The organism is Marinobacter sp. G11, assembly GCF_021282325.1.
GTDB classification, from domain to species: Bacteria; Pseudomonadota; Gammaproteobacteria; order Pseudomonadales; family Oleiphilaceae; genus Marinobacter; species Marinobacter vinifirmus.
This window is the reverse complement of sequence record NZ_JAJSPB010000002.1, coordinates 183,705-202,390: the sequence shown is the minus strand read 5'-3', so window position 1 is coordinate 202,390 and position 18,686 is coordinate 183,705. Positions and strand designations below refer to the sequence as shown.

Below are 18,686 nucleotides of genomic sequence, written 5' to 3'. Positions count from 1 at the left end.
CCGGTCTGTGCCGCTGCGGGAAACCTGGCGGCACAGATCGTTCGCGCTTACCGCTTTAGTTGTTCCAGAAAGTCCATCAGCGGCTTCACCTTGGTCAGGGTTTCCTGATACTCCGCTTCCGGGTCGGAATCCGCCACAATTCCGCCTCCACCCCAGCATTGAATTCTGCCGTTTGCTTCGCAGAGCAGGGTACGAATGGCAATGTTGCTGTCCAGCCGCCCATCCAGCCCGTAATAGAACACCGACCCGCAATAGGGCCCGCGCCAGTGGGGTTCCAGCTCGTGGATAATCTCCATGGCCCGGATTTTCGGGGCGCCGGTGATGGAGCCGCCGGGGAAGGCATCAAACAGCGCCTGTAACGGGCTGACACCGGGCTTCAGTTGTGCGCGAATGTGGCTCACCAGGTGGTGCACATTCTGGTAGCTTTCCAGCGCGAACAACTCATCCACCTTCACCGAGCCGGGCAGGGCGTTCACGCTCAGGTCGTTGCGCAGCAAATCCACAATCATCAGGTTTTCCGCACGGTCTTTTTCCGAGGCCAGTAGCTCATCGGCCAGGGCTTTGTCTAGCTCCGGCGTGGCACCACGCCGCCGGGTGCCTTTGATCGGGCTGGTTTCGATCACCCCGTCGCGGATTGCGAGGAATCGCTCCGGTGACACCGACACCACCGCGCTGCCTTCATGGCGCAGAAACGCCGCGTAGGGGGTGGGGTTGGTATGGCTCAGTTCCGTGAACGCCAGCCAGGGGTCGCCGCTGTAGCTTCCTTCAAAAGACTGGGACAGATTGGTCTGATAGCAATCGCCGGCCTGGATGTAATCCTGTACCTGTTGCACGCGATTGCGGAAATCGGCCGGGGCTTGAGTCGGCTCGAATGGCTGCTCCATGGCCCAGTGCTCTGGCTGTGGCTCAGCGGGCTTAGCCAGCCACTTTTCCAGTTGTTCCTGCTGAGCCTGCGGCAAGTCCGGGTGCACCCACAGGTAACAGTCATCTGTTTCCAGGTCTTCACTCGCAAACCACAGATACAACCCGGCAAACATCAGCGGTAACGGCAGCTCCGGCACCAGCCCTTGCAGCTTCGCCTCCCGGGCGTATCCGAACTCATAGGCCAGGCTGCCGACCCAGCCGCCGATCAGCGGGCAGGGCGCTGCCTTTAACGAACCGAGCACGTGTTGGTGAGGCGCCGCAAGTTGTTCCATCTCCCGGGCCAAAGCCTGAGTGTCCACGCCCGCGCCTGCATTGGCTGGCAACGATACCCGTTCCACCGCCTGGCAGGAAAACCCTCGCGCAGCCCCGCGCCCACCCGCAATTGCCTGGCCGCCCAGAAATACAAAGTCCGGCTCTGCGGCCGAATAGCTGCAAAGCTGATCAAACTGCTGGCGGGAAATGGACTGGCAGACAGGTAAGGCCAAGTTACCTCCGTTAAAAATTGGAAGAATGCTACACGCTGCACAAAACGGGCGTTGTCCGATTGGGACAGGCGCTGATCTAATGACCGTACAGCCAGCGGATCATTCTAACGGAGTTCCGCTTTGTTCGTGCTCTAAAAAAACAAATATTGGGTCAAGAAAATGCATAAATTTCTCTCGCTGAATCTAATACTTACACTAACACTGGCCGGTATGTGGGCTCCATTGAGCTGTGCACAAGAAACGGAATACGAAGACCACGTGCTAGCTGATGGGAAGCTTACGGCCGAAGAGCTGTCGTTAGTTGTGCGACAGGCGCAAGGAGATTTGAAGGCGATGACGGAGGCTTCGATTGCCCAAGTGAAAGACGAACTTGAATCCTCTGGTGTTTTTGAACCAAACGCTTGGATGTTGATGAAGAACGGTGAGCTGAAGAAAATTCAGTTAGGAGAAGATGCGAAGGGAGCTCCTCCAGAAATCAAGGTACTAATGTATCGCGCAAGTCTGAAGTCAGTAGCTCGCCACGGGCGGATCGATGCTGGCTTAGTTGCTTACCCTGGAACTATAGAAAAGAACGGTATGAAGCGCAGAGTTGTTGCGATTGAACACGAGCACCGTTTGGGTGTATCCGGAATAAAATTAGTGCCGGTAACTCTGAACTCTGGTACCGCAGAGTTCAGAGCTGCGGTATCGCAGGATAAGAGTTTCGAATTTTTCTATGATGGAAAGTGAACAAGTCTGGCGGTGTTTGGAAGTGTGAGAGTAGTCACGGAATAAGACTGTAAAACAATCTTAAATGGAGTCGTGAGCAGTTGAGCTCGCACTTAAACAAAAACTCAGATAACAACAAAATGAGTTTATAAGGAGATAAGAATGAAAGGCCTGAAAAAAATTGCATTGGTTACCGCGATCGCCGCAGCTCCGTTTGCTGCAAATGCTGATCTGAAAGCCCTGGATGACTCCACGATGGGAAATGTCACCGGCCAGGCTGGTGTGACCATTGAGCTGGAAACTCGCGTTGCCATTGGTGAGTTCACCTATACCGACGAAGGTACTTTCGCGGTTAGTGGTATCGATCTTGGTGGTGTAACCGTTAGTGCTTCTGATAGCGCTGCCGACTATGCCGCTGCGACGGGTGCCGGTGGCCTGTTGGATAACCTGAAGATTGATATTGATGTTGCAGATGATGGCGATGCCGTCATTCACGTGGGTTCATTGCAAACTATCGATCACGATGGCGATCCAGGTACCCCAGAGCAACCGGTACCTATTGACTGGGGTATGACCGCAGACTCCATGGAACTTCGCGGCAACGCCGGAGAACAGACCACTCTGATTTCCAATATGGATGCATGGGGTCTGTTGGGTGCCTTGGATATCCGTGTGGACACCGACGACGTTAATGGCGTAGCCGGTACCGGAACGCTTAACTTGGACGTTGCTTTCACTGTTGAGCAAATGGACTTTGACCGTGAGTTCATGGGTGTTGGTATCAGGGGTATGAGCATCCGTGGTGTGAATGACTTCGGTCAGACTATGGATGAGGATGAGCTTACTGCCATTCTGGGCGACGACAACAGTCAGGATGCAGAGCTTGATGGACGCCTCGTTGCCCTCGCTTCAGGCGCCCTGGGCACGTCGTTCGCGGTTGCTCGCCTGGATGTCTACAAAGGCGACGGTTTGGGTGCTTCTACTGCAACTGATGTGCTACGCGTGGATGTTGCCGATGTCCTGATGGATGTCAACATTGCAGAGACCATCATTGGCGGTGCCAGCATCGGTACCATCAGTATCGATAACCTGCACCTGTCTGACACCCGTCTGGCTGTTTACGGTCACGACTGATCTGACCTGACACCAATCCTGGTACAACGCCCCGCCTCGGCGGGGCGTTTTTGTGTCTGCAGAACGCTCAGACACAAAAAAACGGCAGCGAATGGGCTGCCGTTTTTCGTTAGCGAGTGCGCTGCAATAAGTCCTTACTGATCCGGCACCTGAATAGAAAGATCAAACCCGCCACCCGGCCGCGGAGTCAGGTTAACCGGCCCTTCGTTGATAGCCTGGGGTATATCGATACGGTCGATGCCCGGTGGATTACCGATGCTGAAATTCAGGTTCTGGCCGTCAAAGCCGATACCCAGCTGGTCGTTCAGGAAGGTTTGGGTAAAGGGTTCGTCCGGAATTTCCGGTTGCTGGCCGAAGATCAGCTGGGGGATGTCCGGGCGGAATTCGGCTGGTGGCTGTACCCTTGCCAGTTCGTCGACTGGCAACAGCAGGGCGCGGCGCAGGAATTCTTCTTCGGCGTCGGTTAAGGAATCTTTTCGGTCATCTTCCAGGTAGCGTTGCAGGGCTTCCCGGTAGGCTTCCTCTTCCGCCTCGGTGACCACCGGCTCGCCCGGGGAAATGGTCAGGGCCTGGATGATGCGCTGGCGGTCCGCCTCGGATTTCTGCTGGTCTTTGGGTACCACGATAACGGCGGAGTCTTCTACGTAGGTTTCCACCATTTCGTCAGACGTCATGGTTTGTACGCCCGCAGTTGCGGGGGCAGCGATGGCGGCCGTTATGGCAGCGGCAAGCAGTTTGCGACGTATCATGAGTTGCCTCTTGGGTAACCGGTGTGTGCAGAGGCGCTGCTGAGACTGCGGAGACTGCCGAACTCAGGGCATTCAGGCTATGCGCTTCATTTTGTCAGTATTCGGTTTGTCTGACACGATTTCAACCGGAAAGTGCCGTTATTGTGATCAGAATCTTCCCCTACGGAGTACAGTTATAAAAACGCTGTGGATATGGTTTCATAGTCCGTAAACTGCATTGAACTTTTCAGGAGTCTTCCGGCCTGATGGGCATGATAAAACAATCTGTTGGCCGTCGTTTCAGCCGCTGGATCAACCGCCGTATTCCCCGTGCAGACAGCGTTCTGTTCAGCCAGAAAAACATCTTCATTCTGCCCACCGGCGCCGGTGTGGTGTTCGGCATTCTGTTGCTGATCATGCTGATTACCGGCATCAATTATCAGAACAGCCTGATTTACCTGCTTACTTTCATGCTGGGCGCCCTGTTTGTGGGGGCCATGCACCAGACCCATCGTAACCTGTCCGGCTTGACGCTTGCCCTCATTCAGGCAGGGGAAGGTGTGGCTGGTGAAGACATTCCTTTCCGGTTCCGGGTCAGCAGTGGCAAGGACGATGCCTTGTCGATCAGATTGTCGGTGGAGGACTCGCGGGTTGAGGGTATTCATGTGCCAGCCGGGGAGTCGAAAGACGTCACCCTGCCTGTCCCTTCGGCCTGGCGCGGCTATCTGCGCCCCGACAGGGTGCGTATTGAAACCCGGTTTCCGTTTGGTTTGCTGAAGGCCTGGTCCTGGGTGCGGCCGTCTTCGGCCGGGTTGGTGTTTCCGCGGCCATTAGCTGCGCCGGAAGCACTCAGTACCCTGGAGGATGGCCCGGAGAACGCGGCGGCCGCGAAAACAGCCGGGCAGGACGAAGCGGACTTGCGGCCCTGGCGGGAGGGGGATTTAAGCCCCCGGGTGATGTGGAAGCGCTTTGCCCGCTCCGGCCAGATGGTGGTGGCAGATTGGGAAGAGAAGCAGGGCAGCCCGCACTGGCTGGATTTTGCTGCTTTCCCGGGCGTGGATAACGAGCTGCGGCTGAGTTACCTGGCCTGGCTGGTACAGGACAGGGCTGCAAAGGGCGCCCGTTTTGGCCTGAACCTGCCGGGTGAGGTGATCGAGCCGGATTCCGGCAAGGTGCACGTGGAACGTTGCCTGCGGGCGCTGGCTATCTGGGGCGAGGAAAAGCCCCGGGACGATGATGCCAGGGCCTTTGGTACCCGCAGGAAACTGGATCGGGCAGCACGGGGAGGCAGTGCGGTATGAATCTTTCCCTGCCTTTTGGCTTGTTCAGTGGCCGGGAAGAGCCGCCGAAAGAAACCATTCCTGGTAAGGCCCTGCTGTGGCTGATTGCGGCTTTTGCGGTATTGCTTGTGCCCCAGTGGGATCGACTGCCGGTGTGGTTGATTGCCGCCTGTGTGGTGCTGGCTGGCTGGCGCTGGCTGGCGCAGATTGGGCGGGTGCGTTTGCCCGGGCGCTGGTTGCGCACCGGTATCATGCTGATCCTGATGGCGGTGTACATTGCCACGGTTCAGGGACGTTTTACGGTAGATACGGCGGCATCGTTCTTTGTGCTGGCGGTGGGCCTGAAATGGCTGGAAACCCGCAGTGCCCGGGACTTCTATGTGCTGTTTTTTATCCTGGTGTACCTGGCCACGGTGAATTTCCTGTTCCGGCAGGACATTCTCTGGGCGCTGGTGAACTTTGCCGCCATTGCACTGTTGCTGGTGGGGCTGCAAACCATAAACGCGCCGGACCTGCCCAATGCCATCGGCCGGGGCTGGAAGCGCCTTGGCCTTCTGATACTGAAAACCCTGCCGGTGGTGATCCTGCTGTTTGTGTTCTTCCCCCGCATGGCGCCGCTGTGGAGTGTGCCCATGGTGTCTGGCCAGGCCCGGAGCGGGATTTCGGACACCATGCGCCCGGGCGATATCTCCAACCTGGCCCAGAGCAGCGAACGGGCCTTTCGGGTGACCTTCGGTGGTGATGCGCCGGATTACCGTGACCGCTACTGGCGTGGGCTGATCCTGGACCGGCTGGACGGCGAAACCTGGCGCCAGGGCGATTCCGAGCGTTTCTTCCGGCCGGGCCGCGTAGCCATCGATGGCGGCGTGGGGGATCTGGAACCGAACCAGTACGATGTGCTGCTGGAACCCACGGACCAGCGCTGGGCGTTCGCCCTGGATGGCTCCGAAGCTGTCTCGGATAACGTGGTAGAGGCAGAGCAAAACCTGTTCCGTTTCCGGCGCCCGGCAGACAGCTCTGTGCGCTATCGGATGGCTCTTGGCAATGTGGCGGCGAGCAGCGCAGTGCAGGGGTTGTCACCGCTGGAACAACGCCGATACCTGCAGCTGCCAGCTCAGGGCAACCCCCGGGCACGGGAACTGGCGCAGCAGTTGGGTTCGCAGTTAAGCCCGGAACAAACGGTGATGGAGTTGATGCGCCGGTTCCGGGAGCAGGAGTATTTCTACACGCTGCGGCCACCCGCCATGCCGGAAGATGGCATTGATGCACTGCTGTTCGATGAAAAGCGGGGGTTCTGTGCCCACTATGCCGGTGCAGCTACTTTTGTGTTCCGGGCAGCGGGTATTCCCGCAAGGGTGGTTGTGGGTTACCAGGGTGGCGACGCCGGTGCCAACAACGAGTATTACATTGTTCGCCAGTACGATGCCCACGCCTGGGTGGAAGTGTGGCTTGAAGGGCGCGGTTGGGTGAGGGTTGATCCTACTGCCGCCATCGCCCCTAGCCGGATTGAATCCGGGCTGCGGGACGCCATGGCAGACGAAGGTTCATTCCTGGAAAACGAACTGATCTCGCCTCAGCGTTACAGCGATCTGCAGGTGTTGCAGTGGGCCTCACTGCAGCTGGACCGCATCAACTACCAATGGCAGCGCTGGGTGGTGGGTTATCAGGGCCAGAGCCAGATGGATTTGATGTCCCGGTTGCCCGGTGGCGTGGGTATGAAGGAACTGGGCTACCTGACGGCAGGTATTGTCGGCCTGGCGTTGCTGGTAGCCGGCCTGGTGTCTGCCCTGGGCATGAAGCGGGGCGCACGGCAGGATGCGTTCCGCCGGGTGGTCAGCAGCTGGCACCGGTTCTGTGAGCAAGCGGGCGTTCCGGTGCGGGCTGGTGAAACTCCGGAAGCGCTGGCGCAAAGGCTGTCCCGGGCGGTTCCCGCTGTGTCTGAATCGGCGCGGGTCTTTGCCCGGGCCGTGAACAATCATTACTATAGTGCCTCATCCGCGCCGGCCTCTGCCGACGACACCCGCCGTTTGAAGCGGTTGCTGCGTACCATGAAGCGGCAACGGCGCAATGGCCCGGAACCAGTACCCGAAACACGGACTCCACCCAATGAGTGATATCGCCCAAGACATGCCCTGGCTGGCCAAGGCCTGGCACGCGGTTCAGCACCGGCTGGCGGAAGACCGGCTGCCTCACGCCTTGCTGGTGGCCGGCGAACGGGGTGTGGGCAAGCGTGCCTGGGCCGAGGCCGTTGCCGGGTTATTGCTGTGCGATCGCCGGCAAGACCTGGGTAACGGCAACCTGGTGGCTTGTGGCCACTGCAAGCAGTGCGAGTTGCTGCGTGCGGGCAGTCATCCGGATTTGCGAATCTACGCGCCGGAGAAATCCCGCATGGTAAAGGTGGACCAGGTGAGGGCACTGTCTACCTTTGCCGTGGGTTCGCCCCAGGTGGCCCATCACAAGGTAGCCATTGTCGACCGGGCAGACCTGCTGAACATCAATGCCGCCAACGCCCTGCTGAAAACCCTGGAAGAACCTCTGCCGGATGTCACCCTGCTGCTGTTGCAGGAAAGTGGCCGGCCGGTGCTTCCCACCATTCGCTCCCGGTGTCAGGCGTTGACCATTCCGGTGCCAGCGGAAGAACAGGCCCAGAACTGGCTGGCTGCGCAGGTATCCGGGCTGGAGGAAGATCAGCGCCCCGGAGCCGAGGTGCTGGCCAAGAGTCTGATGCTGGCGGGTAATGCGCCTAGGTTGGCGCTGGAATATGCCACCGGAGAGTTTCCGGGGTTGCGGGACAAGGCGTTCGAGGCCTTCAAGCAGTTTATGAAAGGCCAGGTCACCGTGGGTGATGCGGCGAAGTGCTTCAAGACCATCGGCCTGGAAGACACCCTCTGGCTTTTCGAAAGCTGGGCCGCCGACCTGGCCCGGTGCAGCGCCGGCGGTCAGCCCAATGATACCGAAGCGGCAGATATGCTGATGTTCCTGGCCCGCAGCAATCCGCCCTGGCGGGCCCATGAATTGCTGGATCGGGTCCGGCAGAGCCGAGAGGCCGCCGTGTATAATGCCAGCCCGGAACTGGAGGCCAGCCAGCTGTTGATTGCCTGGCGTGATTTGATGCCCAGAAAGCGCGCCGCAGGTTGAGCTTTAGCGGTTAACAGCTGCTATGATTGCGAAATATCAGAAAAAAGAAGGTGTTTGATATGGGGCCCGGATTCGGAGCACGCAGTGGTATTCTGACCCAGACTATCAACGACAAAGCCGCGCTGTACGCAGCCTATATGCCGTACATAAGGCAGGGTGGCCTGTTCATTCCCACCCACAAGCAGTATCAGCTGGGCGACGAGGTTTTCCTGCTGCTGACCTTGATGGACGAGCCGGAGAAAATCCCGGTGGCCGGCAAGGTGGTATGGATTACCCCGAAAGGCGCCCAGGGCAACCGGGCTGCCGGTATCGGTGTGCAGTTCAACGGTGATGATGAAACCGCCCGCACCAAGATTGAATCATACCTGGCTGGCTCCCTGAGCTCTGATCGCCCCACCCACACCATGTAGGACCTGCCTTGCATGAATGACACAGTGTTACCCGACAGTGGGCACGAAGTTCCGGCCGACTGCCGGGAGGCGCACTGGCCACTCGAAAACATCACCCTTGCCGGCCTGAGCTGGCATCCGCCCCGCGAAGCAGCCACCCGGCAACCTGTGCTGATGGTGCACGGCTGGCTGGATAACGCCATGAGCTTTGCCCGCCTTGCGCCGGAAATTGCCGCCCATGCGCCGGTCCACGCCATCGACATGGCAGGCCACGGCCAGTCCGGCCACCGGCCGCCGGGGTACAGCTACTGGCTGATGGACTATGTGGGCGACCTTTCCGAACTGATCGACAGCCATTTTCCGCACAGCGAAAAAGAACCGATAGACCTGGTCGGCCATTCTCTGGGCGGCATCGTATGTGCTTTGTACGCAGCGGCCTTTCCGGAGCGGGTTCGGCGGCTGGTGATGATCGACAGCCTGGGGGCGCTTAGCCGCCCGGCGGAAGAAACTATTCCCCAGCTGCGCCGGGCGTTGCAGAAAAAGCGTAACGGTTCGGCGCCGCCGGCGATCTATCCGGATGTGGAAACCGCAGCACGAATTCGCGAGGGAGGCCTCAGCCCCCTGAGTGCCGAGGCGGCCAGCTTGCTGGTGCCCCGGAACATGCGCAGTTACGGGGTGGGGTATGTCTGGCAGACCGATGCAAGGTTGCGGCACCCCACGGCTTTGATGATGACAGAGCAACAGGTGGAAGCCTCTTTGGCGGCCATTAAAACCCCGGCGCTGTTTGTGCGTGCCGAGGAAGGCCTGCTGACTTACCGGAAGGGGCTGGATCAGCGCGCGGCGCTGATTCCGGAGCTGACCACGGTGGATGTTCCCGGCGGCCACCACTGTCACCTGGATGGCGATACCACGCCAGTCAGTGATGCCATAAAAAGGTTTCTTTTTGATGTTTAACCGATCCCGCAGTGGTTTTTTGAGAGGTTTGGCGGCTGTAGTTCTGTTTGCGTCTGCCGGTGCTGTCCAGGCAAACGCTCTTGCGCAGGCCCCTGTGCAGTTCTCGCAATCGTCGCTGCAGAATACCGCAGCGATTGAATCCAGCGGCCACCTGGTGCTGTTCAGCCCGGTGCGGGAGATTCGCAACGAAATCCGTTCCGATGTAATGGCGCGCCTGCCGGTGTCTGGCCAGGGGCAGCTGTTCGAGATCAACCGGGACGCCAGTCGCGAGGCTGCGCTGGACCATTACCTGACGGAACTCCGGGCCAGGGGCGCCAGCGTTCTGTACCAGTGTTCCGGTATACAGTGCGGCCGTAACAACGTCTGGGCCAACCAGATTTTTCAGCAATCCCGCCTGTTGGGCCGGGATGGCAGCCAGGATTATGTGGCCGCTGCAGTGGAAGACGAGAACGGCACCCAGTGGCTCACGCTGGTGTATACCGTCACTCGCGGTAACCTGCGGGAGTATGTCTGGGTGGAGCAGCTGGAGGTAGGCGCAGGTGCGTCCATTCCGGGCTTTGAAGCGTCAAACGGGCGAATGAAGGGGCCGGTGGTGGTGCCCTGGAGCGGTGGCGTTACCTATCGGTTTGATTTCAGTGCCGATGACCGGCGCAGGCTGACCGACTGGGCGGCTGATGAGGGCGCCGAGGTGGTGTTGGCCGCGTTCTCCTCCCTGCAGGACGGCGAGCGTCTGGAGGCGGCCCTGGAGCGCGCCCGGCAGGCAGGTGATGCCCTGGCCGAGGTGCTGGGCAAAACCGGAATCTCCCGCAGCCAGATTCGAATTGTCACGGTAGGGCCCGTGGTGCAGGTGGAAGACCCGGATCGTCGTGGTGATCGTGTAGAAGTATTGGTGATCAAGAGGTAAGCCATGGCACAGAAGTATAAACCGGTTGATAACGGTGCCAGTGCGGTCATAAAAAGCTCTGATGTTTCTCCTGCAAGTGCGCCTGCCAGCAGCAATGTTCGCAAGACCGGCAAGGGCAAGACCGTTGCCTTGACCCTGGGTAGCGGTGGCGCCCGGGGCTATGCCCACATTGGCGCAATCGAGGTGCTGGTAGAGCGTGGTTACAAGATTGCTGCGATTTCCGGCTGCTCCATGGGCGCCCTGATTGGCGGTATGTATGCCGCCGGCAAGCTGAAAGAGTACAAAGACTGGGTAACCGGGTTAGGGCAGTTTGATGTGATCAAGCTGCTGGACCTTACCTTCAGCTCCATCGGTGCCATCCGGGGCGAGAAGGTGTTTTCCATCGTGCGGGAAATTCTGGGTGATACCCGCATTGAAGACCTGCCGATTCCCTTTACGGCCGTAGCGACCGACCTATTGGCACATAAGGAAATCTGGTTCCAGGAAGGGCCTCTGGACAAGGCTATCCGTGCCTCCATTGCGATTCCCAGTGTAGTGACACCGCTGGTACTGGACGGCCGTGTGCTGGTGGACGGTGCGGTGCTGAATCCCTTACCGATTATTCCCACCATCTCTGCCCACGCAGACCTGATTATGGCGGTCAACCTGGCGGGCGAGGAAGAGCAACTCCAGCGAATTCCGGACGCAGCGCTGACGCCTGCAGAAGATACCGGCGGCGATATGGAAGAGTGGATGGATGCGCTCCGGGACAAAGCTTCCCGCTGGTTCGACTGGGATGCCCTGAAAGCGCTCACTAACCGCAAGGGCAGTGAGGACGAAACACCGGAACAGAAGATCAGCCGGGAGATTGCCAAAAAGTCGCAGGAAAAAGCGATTGAAGCCAAGGCCAAGGCTCCGGTGCCGGCCGACCACCTGGATGCGGAAAAGCGGGAAGAGCACGACACCATCGACTGGGACAAGCTGGGCATTGGCAAGTTTGATGTGATGAACCTGACCATCGAAACCATGCAGAGCGCCCTGGTGCAGTACAAGATTGCCGGTTATCCGCCGGACTTGCTGATCAATATTCCCAAGAACGCGTCCCGCAGCTACGACTTCCACAAGGCGCCGGAGCTGATCCAGCTGGGGCGCGAACGTATGACGGCGGCACTGGATCGATTTGAGGCCAGCCGGAGCAGTTCCGGCCCGCTGGCGCTGTGATGGCCGGCGGGCGGAAAGCTGCAGCCACCGGCCTAATAAGCGTATAATGCCGCGCTATATTCAACCTTTCAGGAAACCGAGTTTGTGACCAGCCCCGTAGACGACTTGCAGACCATTCGCGACCTGTTGCGCTATGCCGCCTCACGGTTTGCTGCCTCGCCCCTGTACTTTGGCCATGGCACCGATAACGTGTGGGACGAAGCCGTACAACTGGTGCTTCGCAGCGTTCACCTGCCGCTGGAAAACAACAACCTGTTCCTGGATGCGCGCCTGACCCGCAGCGAGCGGGAGCTTATCATCGAGCGCATTGAGCGCCGCATTAACGAGCGTGTGCCCATTGCCTATTTGCTGGGTGAAGGCTGGTTCATGGGCATGCCCTTCAACGTAGATGAGCGGGTACTGGTGCCCCGGTCACCACTGGGTGAGCTGCTGGAAAACGGCTTGCAGCCCTGGCTTGGCGGCACCCACGTTCAGCGCATTCTGGACCTGTGCACGGGCAGCGGTTGTATCGGAATCGGCGCCGCGACGGTGTTCGACGAGGCAGATGTAGACCTGTCGGATATTTCTGAAGATGCGCTGGCGGTTGCCGAATCCAACATCGAGATGCACGGCCTGGAAGGGCGGGTACAAACGGTTCGCTCGGATGTTTTTGACAACATCGAGGGCCGCTACGATGTCATCCTCAGCAATCCGCCGTATGTGGATGCGGAAGACCTGGCGGACATGCCGGAAGAATACCAGCATGAGCCGGCACTGGGCCTTGCCGCTGGCGACGACGGCCTGGATATTGCCCACCGCATCATCGCCGGTGCCGCCGACCACCTGACCGAAGACGGCCTGCTGATTGTGGAAGTGGGTAACTCCTGGGGTGCGATGGACGATGCCTATCCGGACCTGCCGCTGACCTGGCTGGAATTCGAGAATGGCGGCGACGGCGTGTTCCTGGTTACGGCCCGGGACCTGCGTGAATGGCAGGCCAGAAACAGCTGAAGTAATTTATTATAAAACCTTGATAAAGTGCTGAATTATGTCCGGAAATACTTTTGGAAAACTGTTTACCGTAACCACCTTCGGTGAAAGCCACGGGGCGGCTCTGGGCTGCATTATTGACGGTTGCCCTCCCGGGCTGGAGCTGTCTGAAGCGGATATGCAGAAGGACCTGGACCTGCGTAAGCCGGGCACATCCCGCCATACCACCCAGCGCCGGGAACCGGATGAGGTGCGGATTCTGTCCGGTGTGTTCGAAGGTAAAACCACCGGCACGCCCATTGGCCTGATCATCGAAAATACCGATCAGCGCTCCAAGGACTATTCCAAGATTTCCGAACAGTTCCGCCCGGCCCACGCCGATTACACCTACACCCACAAGTACGGTGTGCGTGATTACCGTGGCGGCGGTCGCTCCTCGGCCCGGGAAACCGCCATGCGGGTGGCTGCTGGCGCCGTTGCCCGCAAGTACCTGGAGCAGCGCCTGGGTATTCGTATTCGGGGCTACCTGTCGCAGTTGGGCCCCATCAGGATCGAGAAGCTGGATTGGGACCAGGTACACCAGAACCCCTTCTTCTGCCCGGATGCCGACAAGGTGCCGGAAATGGAAGCCTACATGGACGCGCTGCGTAAAGAGGGCGACTCCATTGGTGCCCGTATCAACGTGGTCGCTGAAGGTGTTCCGCCGGGACTGGGCGAGCCGATTTTTGACCGGCTGGATGCCGACCTGGCCCATGCCCTGATGAGCATTAACGCCGTCAAGGGTGTGGAAATCGGCGCCGGTTTTGGCTGCGTGGAGCAGAAGGGCACGGAGCACCGGGACGAAATGACGCCGGAAGGCTTCCTGTCTAACCACGCCGGTGGCGTGCTGGGTGGCATTTCCTCTGGCCAGCCCATTGTGGCTAGCATTGCCCTGAAGCCTACATCCAGCCTGCGCCTGCCGGGTCGCAGTATTGATGTGAATGGCAACCCGGTGGAAGTGATCACCACTGGCCGGCACGACCCCTGTGTGGGTATCCGGGCCACGCCGATTGCCGAAGCCATGATGGCCATTGTGCTGATGGATCATTACCTGCGCCATCGTGGCCAGAATGGTGATGTAAGCGTCGATACGCCGGTACTCGGCCAGCTCTGATAACAGGGAGGCGCTACCATCTACTGGCGGCTGTCTAACCTTTATTTCTGGTTCTTCGCCCTCCTTGGAGGGCTTTTGCCGTATTGGTCCCTCTACCTGGAGGGGCAGGGCTTTTCCTATCTGCAAATCGCCACCCTGATGGCGACCATTCAGCTGACCAAGGTGGTTGCCCCCAGCGTGTGGGGCTGGCTGGGCGACCGCACCGGCCAGCGGGTAAGGCTGGTACGCTTTGGTGCCATCACCGGTTCGCTGTTTTTTGCCGGGGTGTTTCTGGAGCCCGGCTTCTACGGCCTGCTGCTGGTCATGTTTGCCTTTACCTTTTTCTGGAATGCGATTCTTCCGTTATATGAAGTGATCACCCTGCGGGTGCTGGGTTCAAAAAAAGAACGTTACGGCAAGGTGCGGCTTTGGGGCTCGGTGGGCTTTATCGGCGCGGTGGCGCTGGTAGGCGGCTTGCTGGAGCTGGTTCCGATTCGCTATTTGCCCTGGCTGTTGCTGCCGGTATTCGCCGGCATTGCCGTGTCGGCCTTCCTGGTGCCGTCCGAACGGGGTGAACGCAAAGAGCCTGCGCCCAAAGGCAGCCTGAAAGCCATCGTTACTCATCCGGCCGTAGTGGCCTTCTTCCTGATGAACTTCCTGCTGCAGGTGTCCCACGGCGCCTACTACACGTTTTTCAGTATTCACCTGGAACAACACGGCTACGGCAAGCTGTCGATCGGCCTGTTGTGGTCACTGGGGGTGATTGCGGAAATCGGGCTGTTCCTGGTCATGCACCGGCTGTCGACGCGGTTTACCGTGCGCCAGATTGTGCTTGGCTCGCTGGTGTTGACCATGATTCGCTGGGGGCTGGTTGCCGAGCTCACCGGGCTTGTTCCGGTACTGATCTTTGCCCAGCTGTTGCATGCGGCGTCTTACGGTGCCTTACATGCGGTTTCGGTGCAGTACATTCAGGGTTTCTTCGGCAAACATCACCACGGGCAGGGGCAGGCGCTGTACAGCGGGTTGACCTTCGGCGCCGGTGGCGCGCTCGGCGCCTGGATGTCAGGTTTCCTGGTGGACGGCTACAGCACCTCTGCCGCCTTCTGGGGCGGTGCCGTCGCAATGGCCGTTGCCATCCTGGTTACCTGGCGGGGGCTGCAGCCCCCGCCGAAAGAAGCCTGACCCGGGGTTTATTGATCCGGATCTTCCTCGTCGTCTTCCAGCTGCAGGGACAGCCCGCTGCCGCTGGGGCCGCCGGAACTGCTGCTGTCTTTCGCGGAAGAGCCATCCTGGCCGTGCAGCTTGATGCGCAGGCGCAGGTTGTTGGCGGAATCTGCGTTCTTCAGGGCTTCTTCTTCACTGATCTTGCCTTCCTGCCAGAGCTTGAACAGGGCCAGGTCGAAGGTCTGCATGCCCAGGTTGGCAGACTTTTCCATGATCTCCTTGATGCCGTCGATCTCCCCCCGCAGGATCAGCTCGCTGATGGTAGGTGTGCCCAGCAGGATCTCGATAGCGGCGGTACGCTTCTTGTCCACGGTAGGGATGAGGCGCTGTGACACAAACGCCCGAAGGTTCATCCCGCTGGTTTACGATGCTCTTCTTGTGCCGGTGAATGTATTCCACCGGGTCTTCAATGGTGATGATATGGCCAGCCGAATTGCTGTTACGGTGGTCGATCAGTGCCGCCAGGGAGGTGGACTTACCGGAGCCGGTCGCCCCCACAAACAGCACCAGCCCGCGCTTGGCCATCACCACGTCTTTCAGGATAGGCGGCAGCCCCAGGGCATCGGCATTCGGTCAATGGGCTTCAGGGTACCGTGGAACTTGGCGCAGGGCGGCGCCCCCGTGCTCAGGTAAAGGTCTGAGCCATCGTGTTTGGCCAGGATTTTCAGGTAATCGTCAAAGCCCATCTTGTCTCCCGTTGTTTATCCGGATCAGGTTGTTTGGTTTGCTTCTTCGTCGTGAACAATACCGAGCAGGGCGGTCGCCGCCGGGCTCAGATGCCGGCCTGACAAACCCACCGCCCCCAGCACCCGGCTGACCGGAAACCCGGTATCCAGCTGGTGCAGGCTTTCATCCACCATACTCACCGGCAACACGCTCCAGCCAAGGCCCACACTGGCCATCATCTTGATGGTCTCAAGATAGTTGGTGGGAATCTGCTGTTTGAGCGGAAGGTTGGCTTCCAGGAACAAACGGCTGACCGCCCGGTACGTTGCCGTGGTGGTGTCTGGCAGCAGCGCGGGATACTGGGCCAGGTCTTCAAGACTGGCGTTTTTACCCACTGCAAGCTCATGGCCGGCGCCCACCACAAAGGCCATAGGATCAGACCACTGTTCGTATACCACGAACTCGCTTCCCATGCTGTCACTGAGTGTGACAAACGCCAGCTCTGCGTTACGTTTGAGCATCTGACTGTAAGCGGCATCGGATTCCATAAACTGCAGGTTGACCGTTACTTCCGGATAGTCACTGACGAACCGTCGCAGCCAGTTCGGGAGGTGGTGCAGGCCAATGTGGTGGCTGGCGATGATTTCGAGTTCTCCGCTGATGATGCCGTCGTCGGCTGACAGTGCCATGCGGGCGTTGTGGATTTCATCGAGGATGCGCCTGGCGTGGGGCAGCAGCCTGGCGCCAGCTTCGGTGACACGAATTTCCCGGTGGCCGCGTTCTATAAGCTTGGTGCCCAGCTGGTTTTCCAGGGCCGCAAGGCGTTTGCTGATAGCCGGCTGTGTCAGGTGCAGGGCTTCTGCGGCTTCGGAGAATGAGCCTTGGTCTACGATTGTCAGGAATGCCTTCAGTGCGTTTGGATCCACTATGTACCCTCTTGCTTCTTACCTCTTATTTGGGGGCTGGGAGCGGCTTCAGGGCCCCCTCCCAAAAAACGCTCCTTCGGCACGTCCGTGTGACGCTTGGGCTCCGCCATCCATGGCTCCGCACATTTTTGGGAAGGGGCCCTGAAGCCGCTCCGCGGACAATTGAATAGGCCGTCTGATGTGGGAATTTGCACGGCGTTTTCGAGCGCGTTGGTGGGGGCCGCTTCCCAAAAGTTTCGGAGGCCATGGATGGCCGGAGCCAAGCGCCCATGGAAGGCTCGAGCGCCTTTTGGGAAGCGGCCCCCACCAACGTGCGCCCGGCACGAAGTTGGATTGAAGTCAGCTCAAAACTCCGGGCTAGCTGAAATATAGAATATAACCAAGAGGAATTCGATAGATGAAAAAGATGAATTGAGGTTATGTCAGGCGGAAGAGTAAGATAGAGGCATCAAAGCAGAAACAGAAACCCCCAGAGAGTGAGAGAGAACCATGGCGGGCAAGACTTTATACGACAAATTGTGGGACGACCATTTGGTCAAACAGCGGGACGACGGCTCCGCGTTGATTTACATCGACCGTCAGTTGCTGCACGAAGTAACCTCACCGCAAGCATTCGAAGGCCTTCGCATTGCGGGTCGCAAGCCCTGGCGGATTGATGCCAACATCGCGACACCGGACCATAACGTGCCGACCACCGATCGTGATCGGGGCATCGACGGCATTGTGGACCCGGTTTCCCGCACCCAGGTGGAAACCCTGGACAAGAACTGCGACGAGTTCGGCATCCTGGAATTCAAGATCAAGGATCAGCGCCAGGGCATCGTACACGTGATCGGGCCGGAGCAGGGTGCGACCTTGCCGGGCATGAGTATTGTGTGTGGTGATTCCCATACCTCCACCCACGGTGCCTTTGGTTGCCTGGCCCATGGTATCGGTACTTCTGAAGTTGAGCATGTTCTGGCCACCCAGTGCCTGGTTCAGAAGAAGATGAAGAATATGCTGGTGAAGGTAAACGGCAAACTTGGCGCGGGTGTGACCGGCAAGGATGTGGTTCTGGCCATCATCGGCAAGATCGGTACCGCTGGCGGTACCGGTTACGCCATCGAGTTCGGTGGTGAGGCGATCCGTGGTTTGAGCATGGAAGGCCGGATGACTATCTGCAATATGGCCATCGAGGGCGGTGCCCGTGTGGGTATGGTGGCGGTGGATGACACCACCATCGAGTATGTGAAAGGTCGTCCGTTCTCTCCGAAAGGCGAGACCTGGGACAAGGCCGTTGAATACTGGCGCACCCTGCACAGCGACGACGACGCGGTTTTCGACAAGGTGGTTGAGCTTGACGGTTCTGCCATCCAGCCGCAGGTGAGCTGGGGTACGTCTCCGGAGATGGTAACCGGTGTCGACGGCAATGTGCCGGACCCGGCGAAGGAAGAAGATCCCATCAAGCGTGAAGGCATTGTGCGCGCGCTTAAGTACATGGGCTTGCAGCCGAACCAGAAGATCACCGACATTCAGTTGGATCGTGTGTTTATCGGTTCCTGCACCAACAGCCGGATTGAAGACTTGCGCGAAGCGGCTGCGGTGGTGAAAGGCCGCAAGGTGGCTTCCAGCCTGAAGCAGGCGATGGTGGTTCCGGGTTCCGGCCTGGTTAAAGCGCAGGCGGAGCAGGAAGGCCTGGACAAGATTTTTATCGAGGCGGGTCTGGAATGGCGTGATCCGGGTTGCTCCATGTGTCTGGCCATGAACGCCGACAAGCTGGGGCAGGGCGAGCATTGTGCGTCTACCTCTAACCGGAACTTCGAAGGTCGTCAGGGCTTTGGTGGGCGTACCCACCTGGTGAGCCCGGCCATGGCTGCTGCAGCTGCGGTAACCGGCCACTTCGTTGATGTCCGTGAATTGATGCACTGAGCCACAGGAGAGAGACC

16 protein-coding genes and 1 pseudogene are annotated in these 18,686 nt (G+C 59.1%); 13 read left to right on the top strand and 4 right to left on the bottom strand.

Going from position 1 to position 18,686, the window contains the following annotated elements; genetic code table 11:
* Positions 1 to 47: 47 nt before the first annotated feature.
* Positions 48 to 1,409, bottom strand: coding sequence for an aminodeoxychorismate synthase component I (pabB, locus tag LWH94_RS02300; protein ID WP_232901102.1), 1,362 nt, complete (start codon positions 1,407 to 1,409; stop codon positions 48 to 50).
* Positions 1,410 to 1,568: 159 nt separating this feature from the next.
* Between pabB and LWH94_RS02295 the strand changes: the two genes are divergently transcribed.
* Both LWH94_RS02295 and LWH94_RS02290 read left to right on the top strand, forming a co-directional pair.
* Positions 1,569 to 2,138, top strand: a complete 570-nt coding sequence (locus LWH94_RS02295) for a hypothetical protein (protein ID WP_022989013.1) — start codon at positions 1,569 to 1,571, stop codon at positions 2,136 to 2,138.
* A 141-nt stretch (positions 2,139 to 2,279) separates the two neighbouring features.
* Positions 2,280 to 3,251 (top strand): DUF6160 family protein, encoded by a 972-nt coding sequence (locus LWH94_RS02290; protein WP_232901101.1) that lies wholly within the window; start codon positions 2,280 to 2,282, stop codon positions 3,249 to 3,251.
* Between the two features lie 134 nt (positions 3,252 to 3,385).
* Here the strand turns inward: LWH94_RS02290 and LWH94_RS02285 are convergent, their stop codons facing one another.
* A complete protein-coding gene (locus LWH94_RS02285; protein WP_232901100.1) occupies positions 3,386 to 4,000 on the bottom strand; it encodes a hypothetical protein in 615 nt (204 codons plus the stop codon).
* Between the two features lie 251 nt (positions 4,001 to 4,251).
* On the opposite strand from LWH94_RS02285, the gene LWH94_RS02280 reads away from it, so the two are divergent.
* The 10 genes from LWH94_RS02280 (at position 4,252) to LWH94_RS02235 (ending at position 15,127) form a co-directional block, all read left to right on the top strand.
* On the top strand, positions 4,252 to 5,280 hold the full coding sequence (locus LWH94_RS02280; RefSeq protein WP_232901149.1) for a DUF58 domain-containing protein: 1,029 nt from the start codon (positions 4,252 to 4,254) through the stop codon (positions 5,278 to 5,280).
* Positions 5,277 to 7,373, top strand: coding sequence for a transglutaminase family protein (locus tag LWH94_RS02275; protein ID WP_232901099.1), 2,097 nt, complete (start codon positions 5,277 to 5,279; stop codon positions 7,371 to 7,373). The genes LWH94_RS02280 and LWH94_RS02275 overlap by 4 nt, the downstream gene beginning before the upstream one ends.
* Positions 7,366 to 8,397 carry a DNA polymerase III subunit delta' gene (gene holB, locus LWH94_RS02270; RefSeq protein WP_232901098.1) on the top strand — a complete coding sequence of 344 codons (1,032 nt, stop codon included), beginning with the start codon at positions 7,366 to 7,368 and terminating at the stop codon, positions 8,395 to 8,397. Before LWH94_RS02275 ends, holB begins: the two co-directional genes overlap by 8 nt.
* A 59-nt stretch (positions 8,398 to 8,456) precedes the next feature.
* A complete protein-coding gene (locus LWH94_RS02265) occupies positions 8,457 to 8,807 on the top strand; it encodes a PilZ domain-containing protein (RefSeq protein ID WP_232901097.1) in 351 nt (116 codons plus the stop codon).
* A gap of 12 nt (positions 8,808 to 8,819) precedes the next feature.
* Positions 8,820 to 9,740, top strand: a complete 921-nt coding sequence (locus tag LWH94_RS02260; RefSeq protein ID WP_232901096.1) for an alpha/beta fold hydrolase — start codon at positions 8,820 to 8,822, stop codon at positions 9,738 to 9,740.
* A 94-nt stretch (positions 9,741 to 9,834) separates the two neighbouring features.
* Positions 9,835 to 10,644: a DUF4892 domain-containing protein gene (locus LWH94_RS02255; RefSeq protein ID WP_227508260.1), complete on the top strand. Its 810-nt coding sequence runs from the start codon at positions 9,835 to 9,837 to the stop codon at positions 10,642 to 10,644.
* Positions 10,645 to 10,647: 3 nt separating this feature from the next.
* Positions 10,648 to 11,844 (top strand): patatin-like phospholipase family protein, encoded by a 1,197-nt coding sequence (locus LWH94_RS02250; protein WP_232901095.1) that lies wholly within the window; start codon positions 10,648 to 10,650, stop codon positions 11,842 to 11,844.
* An 84-nt stretch (positions 11,845 to 11,928) separates the two neighbouring features.
* Positions 11,929 to 12,834: a 50S ribosomal protein L3 N(5)-glutamine methyltransferase gene (prmB, locus tag LWH94_RS02245; protein ID WP_232901094.1), complete on the top strand. Its 906-nt coding sequence runs from the start codon at positions 11,929 to 11,931 to the stop codon at positions 12,832 to 12,834.
* 37 nt (positions 12,835 to 12,871) lie between these two features.
* Positions 12,872 to 13,966, top strand: a complete 1,095-nt coding sequence (aroC, locus tag LWH94_RS02240) for a chorismate synthase (protein WP_232901093.1) — start codon at positions 12,872 to 12,874, stop codon at positions 13,964 to 13,966.
* An 18-nt stretch (positions 13,967 to 13,984) separates the two neighbouring features.
* On the top strand, positions 13,985 to 15,127 hold the full coding sequence (locus LWH94_RS02235) for an MFS transporter (RefSeq protein ID WP_332875477.1): 1,143 nt from the start codon (positions 13,985 to 13,987) through the stop codon (positions 15,125 to 15,127).
* Between the two features lie 8 nt (positions 15,128 to 15,135).
* Here the strand turns inward: LWH94_RS02235 and LWH94_RS02230 are convergent.
* A pseudogene (locus LWH94_RS02230) lies at positions 15,136 to 15,855 on the bottom strand (ATPase, T2SS/T4P/T4SS family).
* Positions 15,856 to 15,879: 24 nt separating this feature from the next.
* On the bottom strand, positions 15,880 to 16,761 hold the full coding sequence (locus LWH94_RS02225; RefSeq protein WP_199457587.1) for a LysR family transcriptional regulator: 882 nt from the start codon (positions 16,759 to 16,761) through the stop codon (positions 15,880 to 15,882).
* Positions 16,762 to 17,250: 489 nt separating this feature from the next.
* On the opposite strand from LWH94_RS02225, the gene leuC reads away from it, so the two are divergent.
* Positions 17,251 to 18,669, top strand: coding sequence for a 3-isopropylmalate dehydratase large subunit (gene leuC / locus LWH94_RS02220; protein WP_232901091.1), 1,419 nt, complete (start codon positions 17,251 to 17,253; stop codon positions 18,667 to 18,669).
* Positions 18,670 to 18,686: the final 17 nt, after the last annotated feature.

Excerpts from the sequence above, each read along its gene's own strand:
- LWH94_RS02265 (WP_232901097.1), top strand. The coding sequence starts at position 8,457 with ATGGGGCCCGGATTCGGAGCACGCAGTGGTATTCTGACCCAGACTATC.
- LWH94_RS02285 (WP_232901100.1), bottom strand. The coding sequence starts at position 4,000 with ATGATACGTCGCAAACTGCTTGCCGCTGCCATAACGGCCGCCATCGCT.
- LWH94_RS02295 (WP_022989013.1), top strand. The coding sequence starts at position 1,569 with ATGCATAAATTTCTCTCGCTGAATCTAATACTTACACTAACACTGGCC.
- LWH94_RS02250 (WP_232901095.1), top strand. The coding sequence starts at position 10,648 with ATGGCACAGAAGTATAAACCGGTTGATAACGGTGCCAGTGCGGTCATA.
- LWH94_RS02280 (WP_232901149.1), top strand. The coding sequence starts at position 4,252 with ATGATAAAACAATCTGTTGGCCGTCGTTTCAGCCGCTGGATCAACCGC.
- LWH94_RS02275 (WP_232901099.1), top strand. The coding sequence starts at position 5,277 with ATGAATCTTTCCCTGCCTTTTGGCTTGTTCAGTGGCCGGGAAGAGCCG.
- holB (WP_232901098.1), top strand. The coding sequence starts at position 7,366 with ATGAGTGATATCGCCCAAGACATGCCCTGGCTGGCCAAGGCCTGGCAC.
- LWH94_RS02290 (WP_232901101.1), top strand. The coding sequence starts at position 2,280 with ATGAAAGGCCTGAAAAAAATTGCATTGGTTACCGCGATCGCCGCAGCT.
- LWH94_RS02260 (WP_232901096.1), top strand. The coding sequence starts at position 8,820 with ATGAATGACACAGTGTTACCCGACAGTGGGCACGAAGTTCCGGCCGAC.
- aroC (WP_232901093.1), top strand. The coding sequence starts at position 12,872 with ATGTCCGGAAATACTTTTGGAAAACTGTTTACCGTAACCACCTTCGGT.
- leuC (WP_232901091.1), top strand. The coding sequence starts at position 17,251 with ATGGCGGGCAAGACTTTATACGACAAATTGTGGGACGACCATTTGGTC.